An 11,973-nucleotide genomic window follows, 5' to 3' on the forward strand; every position below is an offset into this window, starting at 1 on the left:
CTATGAAGCAAATGATAAGAATATATATATGCCTGGCAGTAATGTGCTTTACACTTGCAGCAAGCGCCCAGAATGTACCTGTGAGCAATGCGCCGCAGCCTGCAACCGCTGTTGCACCTCCGGCGGCTTATGCCAATGCGGGTGTAGTGAATTACATCCGTACACTGGAACCGAGCATGCCCTCCACAGATCCGGCAGTGATCAATGATCCTGCCCGTTCTCTCAAAGAAGTAAAACAGACCACGCAGTATTTTGATGGATTGGGAAGACATATACAAACCGTCGCCAAAAATATGAGCGACAGTGGAAAGGATATTGTGACGCCCGCCGTTTATGATATATACAACAGGGAAATATATCAATATCTGCCTTACGTGCCGAAGGCCGGCAATACAAGAGATGGTAATCTCAAAACCAATCCCTTTGCGGATCAGCAAGCCTTTTACCAGGATGCTGTGCTCAATCCCGGTGTAACAGCTGAAAATATCTACTATAAGCAAACAGATTATGAAAGTTCGTCCCTTGGCAGGGTACTGGGTACTTACGCAGCCGGTAACAGCTGGGCCAAAGGGAACGGGCATGGCGTGATGGCACAATATCAATTGAATACTGCCAGCGATTCCGTGCGACTTTGGAATATGCCTTTGAGTGGCGGCTTACCCGCTACCACGGGTATTTATGCTGCCGGTCAGCTGTATAAACAAGTCACAACAGATGAGAACAGGGGGCTGGTGGTTGAATATAAGGACAAGGAAGAGCGGGTTGTGCTGAAGAAAGTGCAACTGTCGGGAACCAATGGCGCCGGCCATATCGGATGGCTTTGCACCTACTACATCTACGATGATGCGGGTAATCTTCGATTTGTGATCCCGCCGCTGGCGGTTGAGAAGATCACCGCCAACTGGGATGTAACGCCGGTGGCAGCCGAATTGTGCTTCCAATATCGCTATGATATGCGGAACAGGATGATTGTAAAGAAAGTGCCCGGCGCAGATTCTGTAGAGATGGTATATGATGTGCGCGACAGACAGGTTTTTATGAGAGATGGAAACCTGAGCAGGAATGGCCAGTGGCTTGTTACTTTCTATGATGCGCTCAATCGCCCCCTGGAAACGGCTTTGTACAATTCCACCTCTTCGCGCGATGCCTTGCAAACCGCTATGAATGCCGTATCCGGTACTACTGCTACAAGCACCTACAGCGTACCCCGTGTTACGGACCTGGTAGTTGCTACCAATGACCGGAGTCTGTATGAAGCAAGTATCAGTGTTTCGCTGGAGAATGGTTTTGACACCGGCAGTGGCGCCGAGCTGGAAGCACGTATCAATACCTCTCCCAGCACAGATATCATAAGCGTCACTGCTAACAATCCGCTGCCTGGTATTCCCGACGCTTCTCTGACGCCGCTGACGTATACATTTTATGACAACTATGCTTTTCCAGGTAGTAAGGCTGCATTGACAGCCGATCTGAGCCTGCCCGCCGCTACCGGTGATTATTACGAAGCAGTAACTACCAGTAATGCCGTTAAAGGAATGGTAACGGGAACGCGCATACGTATTTTAGGTACTGATACCTGGCTTACAACCACCAACTATTACAATGACAAAGGTCGCTTGTCGCAAACGATCAGCGATAATATTGCTGGCGGACAGGATGCTGTTACCACGCGTTATGACTTCAGCGGAAAAGTACTGAGCACCTGCCTGCGGCACAGGAACCCACGTAGCGGTAACACGCCGCAGGTGACGGTACTGACTACGATGACGTACAATGACGCAGGCCGCCTTGTTAGTGTCAGGAAAAAGTTGAACGACCAGGACAGCCTTGATAGAACCATCGCCCTTAATAGCTACGATGAGCTCGGCCGCCTGAAAAAGAAACAGTTGGGTATTAAAGGTACCGGCGCTCCCATCGAGCAATTGTCATATGAATACAACATCCGTGGATGGCTCAGGAGCATCAGTAAAGATTATCTCAATGCTGGCGCCGCTACCTCTCACTTCGGACAGGAGTTAAGCTATGACTACGGTTTCAGGGATACTACTTTCAATGGCAATATCTCCGGGATCAGGTGGAAAGGCTGGAATGACCAGCTGCCCAGGGCCTACGGCTATAACTATGATAGCGCCGGCCGTCTGATACGCGCAGCCTTCAGTCAACAGAATACCACAGGAGCCGCCTGGACAAAAGACAAGATGGACTTTTCTGTAGACAGATTAGCATATGACGCCAACGGTAATATAGGGAAGATGATGCAATTCGGCATGGACGGCGTTACACCCACCCGGATAGATAGTCTGAATTATACATATCGCGCTAACAGCAACAAACTCGCTGCCGTTTACGACAGCAGCGCATTTGTGACACCGCTGGGCGATTTCAAAAACGGTACCAACGCAGGCGACGACTATGACTACGATCCGATGGGAAACCTCACCAAAGATCTGAATAAGGGCATTACCGCCATCACTTATAATCATCTGAATCTTCCCGTTGATATTACCATTCCTGGCAAAGGCGTGATCAGCTATCAATATGATGCCAGCGGCAATAAACTAAAAAAGACGGTAACAGATAATACAAGCGGCGCCTCGAGAGTTATTACTATCACGTATATCGGCGGGTTTGTGTACCAGAATGATACTTTGCAATTCGCATCGCATGATGAAGGACGTGTAAGGTTGGTATATCGCAGCGGTCAGGCTCCTGCTTATGTATACGATTACTTTGTAAAAGATCATCTGGGTAACACGCGCCTGGTACTTACTGAACAAACAGATCTTACGGTATATGCCGCCACCATGGAAACGGCTGCTGCGCCTATGGAAACGGCCTTGTTCAGTAATATAGATAATACCAGAACAGCCAAGCCGGTGGGGTATCCTGCTGATGAAAGCGCCGGGAAGAATGAGTCTGTATCCATGCTTAATGCTACAGGTAATGGTAAGAAGATCGGGCCTTCCATCGTATTACGTGTCATGGCCGGAGATACTATCCAGATTGGCGCAAAAGCATTTTACAAATCTGCCGGCCCGAACAAGAAAGCCGACAGCAATCCCGAAAACATGCTGGCCGATCTGATAAGCGCCTTCGGCGGCAATGCCGCCAAGGATGCCGGTCATGGCGCTGCAGCCGGGCAGTCTACGCCCTTTAATTCCAACTTCTATAACAATGACTACCGCCGTCTGAAAGAAAAAGACCCGGACCAAAACAGGAACGACAAACCGAAGGCATATCTGAATTTTGTTTTGTTTGATGATCAGTTTAACTTGGTGGAGGAGAACAGCGGTGTGAAACAGGTGCAGGGTGCGCCAGACCAGCTGCAAACGCTGGCCCGGGACAAGATGCCGATCAAGAAGAGCGGCTTTCTGTATGTTTATACCAGCAACGAAAGTCCGCAGCCTGTGTACTTTGATAACCTGGTGGTAACGCAGGCCAGTGGTCCTGTGTTGGAAGAAACGCATTATTATCCATTTGGGTTGACGATGGCGGGGATTAGTTCGAATGCGTTGAAGGGGACAAGTTATGTGGAGAACAGAGTGAAGTATAACGGAAAGGAGTTGCAGAATAAAGAGTTTGGAGATGGGAGTGGACTAGAGTGGTATGACTATGGAGCAAGAATGTACGATCAGCAGATCGGAAGGTGGCATGTGGTGGATCCTCAGAATGAAAGTGGCCGGAGGTGGAGCCCTTATGGGTATGCTTTTGACAACCCTGTTAGATTTATTGACCCCGATGGCATGTGGCCCGACTGGCCCACTTGGAATGATGTAAAGAAAGCAGGTAAGGCTGTTGTTGGGGCCGTTGGAGGGGCGGTAGTAGGTGCATTAGATAATATAGGCGGACAATCATTTCGAAGTGCGGTGGCGCCTACTATTTCTGATCCATCCATTGCGACAGGATGGAATGCAGGGCTCGACGTGGCCGATGTTGGTAGTATGTTGGGGGGCGCTTCCGAATCAAATACCGGTGCAGGTATTGCGATGGGGGCTGTTGCGATTACAGCTGGATCAGGTGGTGTTGCCGTTGAGGTGTCGGGACCAGCCTTGTTAGGGGGGACTGCGTTGGCGTTACATGGGGCCGCAGTGGTGAAAAATGGTGCGGTTAATTTGATGTCTCAGAATGGTAGGGTTAATATAGGAGAGTACAGTCATGAGCAATCCCAACGTGAATTACCGCGAGACTCTCGGACTGGAGAGCCTGTTCCTGATCCACAAGCAACCGGTCCACACACGCAATTAGGGTCGAAGGAGGGAAGAAAGGGTACCTACAATCAGGCTCGCGAATTTGATCAGAATGGCAAGCCGGTTAAGGACATTGACTTTACGGATCATGGACGACCTGGCAATCATGTTAATCCTCACGAGCATCCATATGTTCAGAATCCAACTGGCGGAACTCCAATGCGTAGTAAACAGACGCAACCTTTAAATACAGATTATCAAAAATATTTACCATGGCTAAAACAAAAGTAATTATACAAGGTTCATCCTCTGAAATCTTAGATGTACAACTATCAGATATATTGAATTGCATTGAAAATGGAGATCGCTTTTTGTGGTCATTACAGTGGATTACAGCCGTAGGTAAGCCTGAGGATGAAGATGTTTTATCCTTTGAAAAATCAGTAAATAAATCTTCCAATGGGCTTTTGTATAGTTGGAGTGAATTACTTGATTTATCAAATCGCTTTTATCAAATGATAGAGCTACTTGTTTGTGGCGATCAGAATGAAGCATCTCTGAGGAGATATGAAATAGATGAGGAAATGGTCTTAAGCTGTAGTTATGTGTTTGAGTTGGTAGACTCTTCTTATTGGCTTGTTAGTAGTGGTGATAAGGATGCTATATTGCGTATGCAGCGTGAACTACCAGGAGTAACAGTATGTTAAAAAATAATAAATTAGATAGAGCCGTATGCTAATGCTTAGATATAAGATAGTGTCCACTGATCTAACTCAGCGCCAATAGTATCTTAACTAAATAGATAAAGCCGGTTTCAAGCCGGTTTCAAGCCAGGATAAAGTATGGTTTGTCATGTCGTAAAAAGCGGTAAAATAATATCAGCAGCAGCTGCCGTGGCAGAGAGATACCTGAAGATACATAAATTATAGAAAAGAATACCGAACTCATTTGTAATAACCACTACTTGATCTGACAGTACAGGGATTTTTGTAGGATCAAGTAGTGGTTAAATATAGCTCATTTATTTGTTTGTCCTTAGCAATATGCTTACTAGCAAGAAAAGTTTCCATCGGCGTCTTACCAAAACAGTATTTGCCGCTATGTGGTCTTTGATTATTGTAGTATTCGATCCACTTGTCCAGATCTTGCTGTAGCTGCTCCATGGAGGTATAAAGTTTTTTACGGAATGCAACGGTGTAAAACTCTTCCTTGATGGTCCTGTTCAGCCTTTCGCAAATGCCATTTGATTGAGGGCTCCGTACTTGGGTTTTGGTGTGTTCTATTTCCTCAATGGTCAAGTACAGCTCATAATCATGATGCTCATATTTACCTTTGAACTCAGAACCGCGGTCTGTTAAAATACGTAACATAGGCACCTGGTGCTCTTCAAAGAATGGCAGTACCCGGTCATTGAGTATGTCAGCTGCAGTAATCGCATTTTTCCGATCATAGACTTTGGCAAAAGCAACACGGGAATAAGTGTCAATAAAGGTTTGCTGATAAATCCGTCCAACGCCTTTGATATTACCTACATAATAGGTATCCTGCGCTCCCAGATAACCAGGATGTTCTGTTTCTATCTCCCCCAGGGCTTCCCTTTTTTCTCTTTTTGATTCCAGCGCTATCAGCTGGGCATCTGTAAGAATGATAGCCTCTTGGGCTACTTTGGCTTCCAGGGCCTTTAAGCGCTTCTCAAATATCTCCAAATCATGTCTTTGCCAAACACTACGCACACCGCCTGAAGAGATAGAAATTCCCTGTTTCCTCAACTCATTGCTCACCCTCATCTGACCAAAAGCTGGATAATCAAATGCAAATTGAACCACTGCTGCTTCAACCTGAGCCTCAACGCGGTTTTTGATAAGAGGCTTGCTTCGGCTGATCTCTTGCAAGCCAGCTTCTCCGCCAACATCATAAAGTTCTTTAATCCGATAGAAGCTATCACGACTGTATCCCATTACCTTACAGGCTTCAGATACATTGCCTAATTTTTCTGCCAATTTGAGCAGACCTAACTTGGTTTTGATTAACTTGTCGTTACTTTTCATTTCTGACAGTTTAAAGGGGATTAATTAATAAGTGTGGTTACTTAAAGTTAATCCCTTACTGTCAGATTAAGTCGTGACTATTACAACTCATTTTCGTACCCCCATCCCCGTTACTCATATCTCTTTCATAAAGATCCGCGAAGATCATTTCGAATTGATCTCCGCAAATCTTGTTTTAATCCTGACAAAAAAATCCTGCTAAATCCTTTTAATCCTTCAATCCTGAGCCAAATTTCACGCGAGCGAAGCGAGCACCCTACTAGAACTTCCAGCGGAAACCTGTGCTCACAAAGAGATTGGTGGCCAGGCGATGCCTGGGTTTCTCTGCAAACATCTCCGAGAGCTTCCTTTCTTTGAAGGTGATATCGTTGAAGAGGATACTACCGCCGGCTACTACAAAATCGAAGTGTTTGTTGAGGTGCCAGGTATTTTCGAGGCCGGCGCTCAATTCTGCATAGCCCATCAGGCGCTGGTTGCCCGGATGTTTCTCTACATCGTAAGAGGCGCCGCGCATGCGCAGGGCCAGTCCCAGGTCGGTGTAGGAACTGAGGGCGGTAGTGATGCTTAGCTTCTCCGGGAAATTAATATCTATCCTGAATTTATTGTCTGTCTGCCATCTTACCATGAATGCCGGTAAGATCATGGGTGTGCCGAAAGTATTGCTGAGCACAGCGCCCAGGCCATAGGAGAAGCGACGGCTATGTTGTTTGATGAATAATAAGCCGCCGGTAACAAAAATATCCTGCTGATCTACCTGCTTCATATCTGTGAAAAGCCCTACGGATACGATGCCTGCGAGGCCCCACTTCGGATTGCGCAGACTGCGGTAATGCAGTAGGGTCACCTGTGCATCCAGCAGTTCATCCGGAAATACCTGGTGTGCGGCATCATAATCTTTGTTGGTGAGTTTGGTGTAACTGCCGCCTGCGTTGAGGGTCCAGGTCCTTACTTTTTTGGTGGCGGTATCGATGTGCTGGCCCAGCAGGAAGGAGGCGCCAAAATTATACCGTTGTTGTGCCGTAGTAGATGTTGTTTTAACGCTGTCTTCCGGCCTGATATAACGCGAGGCGGGAAGATAATCCACGCTCAGGCCGAGGCCGGGGCCATTGAGAGATGCGGCGCCGAGCTGCGCCCATAGCTGTTTTGCGGGCATGAGGGTGATGAGCAGGCATATCGCCGCCTGCCACTTTTTTGTTCCTGGCATAAATAATTGTTGATTCGCATTACCGACACGATGCGCAGCATATACCCCTATGCGGCGATAAAAATTATATCTTTAACTTTAATATTATGATCAGAACAGAACCTATCATCGGTGTGAAAAATGTGGCCCTGAGTGCGGCCTGGTATGTCGCTTTGCTCGACTGTGTACCACAGCATGGCGGTAACGTTTTTGAAATACTGGCGGATAAAGACGGTACGGTGATCCTGTGCCTGCATCATTGGGGAGATCATGATCATCCTACTTTGTCGGACCCACGCATCACAGCGGGCAATGGCCTGATCCTGTACATCCGGGTGGACGACCTGGGCGCCTGCTGGAAAAATGCCCTTCGGCTGAAAGCCAATGTGGAAGCGGCGCCGCATCTGAACGAAAATTCGGGTTTGCAGGAGTTTGCTCTTCGTGATCCCGATGGATATTATTTGATCATCACAACTTTTTAATATGAGTATAAGCCTTGACCAACCTGAAAACAGTGTTACCTGCAAGCAAGCCTTGCATTGGGTAGATGATGCCATGTATGTGATCAGCGGCAAGTGGAAACTGCGCATCATTGTGGCTATGCTGGATGGTCACAAACGTTTTAATGAACTGCAACGCAAGGTGGAAGGCATTTCCGCGCGCGTGCTGTCGAACGAGTTGAAGGAACTGGAGATGAATGATATTGTGAGAAAGATCGTTTATGCGGAGTCTTCGCCGGTGATGGTATCTTACGAGCTGACGGAATATGCAGATACCCTGCAGCCGTTGCTGCGTACATTGGCAGACTGGGGAGCGGCGCACCGCAACAAGATTATCAAAGGACAGGCGGTTTTATAAGAGATATAGCGCGCCGGCCACCAGTGCGGCAAACAGCGTATTGAGCAAATTGACGGTATTGTTGCCGATCACCTGTTTACGCTCAAGAGATGCGCCCAGTATAGAATCTGCGAGATTACCCAATATGCCTGCTGCTGCGATATATAATATGCAGATGTTTGCGCCAAAACAGGCAGCATATAACAGCGCGATGATCAGCGCGCCTGCGGCGCCCAGCAGGGTGCCTTCCATGCTCACCACCCCGTCGGGGCCGGGTTGCTCCTTTTTAAAACTGAGGATATTGTAATGGCGGCGGCCATATATGACGCCTAGTTCCGACGATAAAGTATCGGCGGTGGCGGATGCCAGGCTGGCGGCCATCATCAGCGTGTAGGCGTTGGCGTGAGAAGTGTCGAGCCAGGCGAGCAAGCTCGCGATGGCCGCTACGCCGCCATTGGCCAGTACCTGTCCGGGTGTTCTGCGTTCAGGATGCGTGGAGGCGCCTGCCAGCTGTGCCTTTCGCGCTTTCTGGTGGGAGGTGGCGGCAACGCCCATGATAAAAAAGGCGCCCAGCAACAGCAGCCCGCCATAGCCTGCACCCAGGTATACGAGCAAGCCCACCGCCCCGGCCGTGAGTGAGGCCGCAGCCGTGAGCTTACGGGTGAGGGTACAAAGGATCATCACGATGATCAGTACCAGTAATACAATACAAAATGATACGAGAGATATTGAATGCATATGATCGGCAAAACTATGCAAATATAGCGTCCGTTCATGATGCTTGTGTGGCCAGTGCGATCAGTTTGTCGAGGCCCTGGCTCCAGCCTTCGCGCATACCGATTTCGAAAGAAGCGCCGGCTTCGCTGGTGATTAGCGCTACTGCATGCAAAGTGAGCACGGTTTTGTTATGGACGCTGGCGAGGGTAACGGTATTACGCATTTCCATGCCGGTATCGCCCTGGCTGTCTTTCATGATGGTGGTGAATACAATGCGTTCCGGCGGCACTACTTCATGTACCTTGCCGCTGCAATTGACGATGGCGCCATCGGGCCGTAACATCTGAATGCGTATATCGCCGTCGGGCCTGGGATCAATGAAACATTCCGGCGCGCTGAAGCCATGAGGCCCCCACCATTGCGCGAGCAGTGCGGGCTCGGTCCATAAACGGAATACCAGCTCGCGCGGTGCGTCAAATTCGCGCACGATGGTTACTTCGTGCTGATTAGTTTTTGCGTTTGTTGCTGCCATGTTTTTTATCTTTTGATTGTAATTGTTTCAAAACGGCTTCCATGGCATCGAAGCGCTGATGCCAGTACTGGCGGTATTGTTCCAGCCATTCGTATACTTCTCCCAGTTTCTCCATCCGGGCTTCGCAATAGCGTTCGCGTCCCTGTTGTTTGATCACTACCAGCCCGCATTCCACCAGTATTTTCATGTGCTGTGATACAGCGGAGCGGGTGATATCGAATTGCTCCGCCACAGCGTTGAGGTGCAGCGGCTGCCGGGCTACCAGCCCCAGTATGGCCCGCCTGTTCGGATCGGCGATGGCCTGGAATACGTCTCGTCTCATCTGAATAAATATGTAAGTAATCGCTTACAAATATATGCGTAAGTGATTGCTTACGCAAATTTTTTTTCAGATGACATCCGGAAACATTAAATTGGAGGAGTACTGTCAATTTATCAAAGAGGAAAAATAGCGGAACCTATGCGAATGAAGTCCTATATTCCGCATCCATTGTTGAGAGATTTTATCAGCGCGATCACATTGTATGCGGAAGATTTCACAAAGCCCGATGCAGGCATCTCCAACATCTACCGGTTTGTACCCACCTACCAGCGGTATATTATGTTCTATATAGAAGACCCGATCAAAGTATTGCGGGTATACAACAACGACTTCCAGTTGAAGTCGGCCTCCCTGACCGTAGGCCCGCTGGAGCAGGCCGTTACACTCGATCTCGGCAGCCATCACCTGGCGCTGGGCGTGGCTTTCAGACCGGGAGGCCTGTTTCGCCTGCTCAATATACACATGACGGAAATGCGCGAACAGGACTTCGACACACAGCTGCTGATGGGCGGTGACATCCGGGAGATCAACGAGCGTTTGAAAGAACATACGCATGACTGGGACGAGATGGTGCGCATCGTAGAAAGTTATTTACTGAAAAGGGTGGCCCGCCTGAAACCCTCGCTGCCAGTGGATATTGTGATGGATCAGCTGGTACATTACCATGGCAACCTGTCTATCGAACAGATGGCGGCCGATGCCTGTATGAGCCTGCGGCAGTTTGAACGCAAGTGCGTGGAACGTACGGGCATGTCGCCCAAACGCTATGCCCGCCTGATCCGCTTCTGCAAAGCTTATCATCTCAAAGAACTGAATCCCGCTGCTACCTGGACCAGCATCGCACACGCGAGTGGCTATTATGATCAGATGCATTTTATCCGCGACTTCAAAGAGTTCGCGGGCATTACGCCTTCCTTCCTCAGTGAAGAGGAACTGCGCGCCACCATCCGTTTGCATAGCATCATGTAAAAGATGTCGCATTTGTACTATGCGCCAGTTTACAAACAAGATAATTTTGTAGCTGGCAGTATACATGTGCTGCTGCATTTCCTTCCGCCATACTGGAAATTTATGACATGAAGGCCCTCTCGCCAACTGGCAGGAGGGCCGTCCTATTTAGCGCGCCATCCGCGCCCTTGTAAAGTAGGATACCGCCAGCACCCCTAAAAATATCAATGGCATCAGGCGGTTGGCAATAGGGTCGCCCGCGCTGCTATGCGCCACAAATGCGGCGATGAAGGTGAACGTAAACCCGGCATAGGCCCACTCCCTGAGCTTGGCCGGCGCCGGCGCCAACAGCAATACCACGCCAACGATCTTGGCAATCGCCAGCTCTATCCTGAAATGATCCGGATAACCCAGATGCTGAAATCCTTGCTTTACCATATCGCTGGTAAGATAAACAGATGCCGAATACAGCATCATCAATGCTATCAGTGTGGTGGCAATCCAATACGTGATCTTTGTTGCTTTCATGTGTGATTTTTTTGAGGCAACAAAACTATCTACATCTTACAGTGCCAGCGTCAAGCTATACTTGTGGTTAGCGCTAACCTTTTAGTTAGCGCGCCACGCAGCCATCTTTCCGACGCGTATCGATCACATACTGGATCTTCCATCCTGTATTGGTTCGCAGGAGCTGGAATGAATTGGCGCCGCAATGATGCAGCCGCCCCTGGTAGTAGAATTGATAAGGTGTCCAGGCGCTGGCCAAGGGGCCATCGATCCTGATCATATCAAAGGTGATCCGCTCATCAGCAGCGCCTTTCGGCAAGGAGCCGATCCGCGCGGCGAAATCGCTCACCGGCGAGGATTTCACAGCGGTGTTACCATCTTTGTCTGTCACAATGGTTTGCATCACGGCATCGGGTGTGAAGCTGGCGTACAGGGCTACGGTATCGCCTGTACGCATAGCCGTGAAAAGTTTGTCCACCGCCAGTTTCACGGAGTCGGTGGCTGTTTGCGCCTGCGCTGCTGCGCAGCAGCATAATAAAAACAGGGTGTAGCAAAAGGATCGCATTTTTTTATACTAAAGTAAAAGCATTTTATTTGATTTGATGGAAGATTTAAGTGGCGGCAATAACCATCTTCCAGATAATCTCCGCTAATCTTTTTAATCCCGATCAAAATCCCCTTATCCTGTGCTA

Annotated in this window: 12 protein-coding genes; 5 read left to right on the forward strand and 7 right to left on the reverse strand. The window is 48.7% G+C overall.

Features of this window, described 5'->3' with window-relative positions; translation table 11 throughout:
- The first annotated feature begins 11 nt into the window (after positions 1-11).
- Together FPG75_RS05585 and FPG75_RS05590 are read left to right on the forward strand one after the other, a co-directional pair.
- Positions 12-4,478: a DUF6443 domain-containing protein gene (locus FPG75_RS05585; RefSeq protein WP_201747888.1), complete on the forward strand. Its 4,467-nt coding sequence runs from the start codon at positions 12-14 to the stop codon at positions 4,476-4,478.
- Positions 4,460-4,894, forward strand: a complete 435-nt coding sequence (locus FPG75_RS05590; protein WP_143305729.1) for a hypothetical protein — start codon at positions 4,460-4,462, stop codon at positions 4,892-4,894. The genes FPG75_RS05585 and FPG75_RS05590 overlap by 19 nt, the downstream gene beginning before the upstream one ends.
- A 288-nt stretch (positions 4,895-5,182) precedes the next feature.
- Here the strand turns inward: FPG75_RS05590 and FPG75_RS05595 are convergent, their stop codons facing one another.
- Complete coding sequence (locus FPG75_RS05595; protein ID WP_143305730.1) at positions 5,183-6,235, reverse strand: IS481 family transposase; 1,053 nt, start codon at positions 6,233-6,235, stop codon at positions 5,183-5,185.
- Positions 6,236-6,494: 259 nt separating this feature from the next.
- Positions 6,495-7,439 (reverse strand): DUF6268 family outer membrane beta-barrel protein, encoded by a 945-nt coding sequence (locus FPG75_RS05600; protein WP_143305732.1) that lies wholly within the window; start codon positions 7,437-7,439, stop codon positions 6,495-6,497.
- Positions 7,440-7,525: 86 nt separating this feature from the next.
- Between FPG75_RS05600 and FPG75_RS05605 the strand changes: the two genes are divergently transcribed.
- A complete protein-coding gene (locus FPG75_RS05605; RefSeq protein ID WP_143305733.1) occupies positions 7,526-7,900 on the forward strand; it encodes a VOC family protein in 375 nt (124 codons plus the stop codon).
- Position 7,901: 1 nt separating this feature from the next.
- Positions 7,902-8,276, forward strand: a complete 375-nt coding sequence (locus FPG75_RS05610; RefSeq protein ID WP_143305735.1) for a winged helix-turn-helix transcriptional regulator — start codon at positions 7,902-7,904, stop codon at positions 8,274-8,276.
- Here FPG75_RS05610 and FPG75_RS05615 read toward each other — a convergent pair.
- The 3 genes from FPG75_RS05615 to FPG75_RS05625 are packed head-to-tail and all read right to left on the reverse strand — an operon-like array spanning position 8,271 to position 9,826.
- Positions 8,271-8,993 carry a DUF92 domain-containing protein gene (locus FPG75_RS05615; RefSeq protein WP_143305737.1) on the reverse strand — a complete coding sequence of 241 codons (723 nt, stop codon included), beginning with the start codon at positions 8,991-8,993 and terminating at the stop codon, positions 8,271-8,273. The two genes, FPG75_RS05610 and FPG75_RS05615, sit on opposite strands and share 6 nt — an antisense overlap.
- Positions 8,994-9,027: 34 nt before the next feature.
- A complete protein-coding gene (locus tag FPG75_RS05620; RefSeq protein WP_143305739.1) occupies positions 9,028-9,504 on the reverse strand; it encodes an SRPBCC family protein in 477 nt (158 codons plus the stop codon).
- On the reverse strand, positions 9,479-9,826 hold the full coding sequence (locus FPG75_RS05625; RefSeq protein ID WP_143305741.1) for an ArsR/SmtB family transcription factor: 348 nt from the start codon (positions 9,824-9,826) through the stop codon (positions 9,479-9,481). The genes FPG75_RS05620 and FPG75_RS05625 overlap by 26 nt, the downstream gene beginning before the upstream one ends.
- A 138-nt stretch (positions 9,827-9,964) precedes the next feature.
- Here FPG75_RS05625 and FPG75_RS05630 point away from each other — a divergent pair, with 138 nt between their 5' ends.
- A complete protein-coding gene (locus tag FPG75_RS05630) occupies positions 9,965-10,795 on the forward strand; it encodes an AraC family transcriptional regulator (protein WP_143305743.1) in 831 nt (276 codons plus the stop codon).
- Between the two features lie 147 nt (positions 10,796-10,942).
- Here FPG75_RS05630 and FPG75_RS05635 read toward each other — a convergent pair whose 3' ends face one another.
- Both FPG75_RS05635 and FPG75_RS05640 read right to left on the reverse strand, forming a co-directional pair.
- Entirely contained in the window at positions 10,943-11,302 is a 360-nt protein-coding gene (locus FPG75_RS05635) for a DoxX family protein (protein ID WP_143305745.1), read from the reverse strand.
- An 85-nt stretch (positions 11,303-11,387) separates the two neighbouring features.
- Positions 11,388-11,846, reverse strand: a complete 459-nt coding sequence (locus FPG75_RS05640) for a nuclear transport factor 2 family protein (RefSeq protein ID WP_143305746.1) — start codon at positions 11,844-11,846, stop codon at positions 11,388-11,390.
- Positions 11,847-11,973 lie beyond the last annotated feature (127 nt).

The sequence above is a fragment of the Chitinophaga vietnamensis genome (genome assembly GCF_902167635.1).
Taxonomy (GTDB): Bacteria; Bacteroidota; Bacteroidia; order Chitinophagales; family Chitinophagaceae; genus Chitinophaga; species Chitinophaga vietnamensis.

What these genes read in the sequence shown, in the direction of transcription:
- FPG75_RS05590 (WP_143305729.1), top strand. Translation starts at nt 4,460, where the DNA reads ATGGCTAAAACAAAAGTAATTATACAAGGTTCATCCTCTGAAATCTTA.
- FPG75_RS05625 (WP_143305741.1), bottom strand. Translation starts at nt 9,826, where the DNA reads ATGAGACGAGACGTATTCCAGGCCATCGCCGATCCGAACAGGCGGGCC.
- FPG75_RS05630 (WP_143305743.1), top strand. Translation starts at nt 9,965, where the DNA reads ATGCGAATGAAGTCCTATATTCCGCATCCATTGTTGAGAGATTTTATC.
- FPG75_RS05600 (WP_143305732.1), bottom strand. Translation starts at nt 7,439, where the DNA reads ATGCCAGGAACAAAAAAGTGGCAGGCGGCGATATGCCTGCTCATCACC.
- FPG75_RS05635 (WP_143305745.1), bottom strand. Translation starts at nt 11,302, where the DNA reads ATGAAAGCAACAAAGATCACGTATTGGATTGCCACCACACTGATAGCA.
- FPG75_RS05615 (WP_143305737.1), bottom strand. Translation starts at nt 8,993, where the DNA reads ATGCATTCAATATCTCTCGTATCATTTTGTATTGTATTACTGGTACTG.
- FPG75_RS05585 (WP_201747888.1), top strand. Translation starts at nt 12, where the DNA reads ATGATAAGAATATATATATGCCTGGCAGTAATGTGCTTTACACTTGCA.
- FPG75_RS05610 (WP_143305735.1), top strand. Translation starts at nt 7,902, where the DNA reads ATGAGTATAAGCCTTGACCAACCTGAAAACAGTGTTACCTGCAAGCAA.
- FPG75_RS05605 (WP_143305733.1), top strand. Translation starts at nt 7,526, where the DNA reads ATGATCAGAACAGAACCTATCATCGGTGTGAAAAATGTGGCCCTGAGT.
- FPG75_RS05620 (WP_143305739.1), bottom strand. Translation starts at nt 9,504, where the DNA reads ATGGCAGCAACAAACGCAAAAACTAATCAGCACGAAGTAACCATCGTG.
- FPG75_RS05595 (WP_143305730.1), bottom strand. Translation starts at nt 6,235, where the DNA reads ATGAAAAGTAACGACAAGTTAATCAAAACCAAGTTAGGTCTGCTCAAA.
- FPG75_RS05640 (WP_143305746.1), bottom strand. Translation starts at nt 11,846, where the DNA reads ATGCGATCCTTTTGCTACACCCTGTTTTTATTATGCTGCTGCGCAGCA.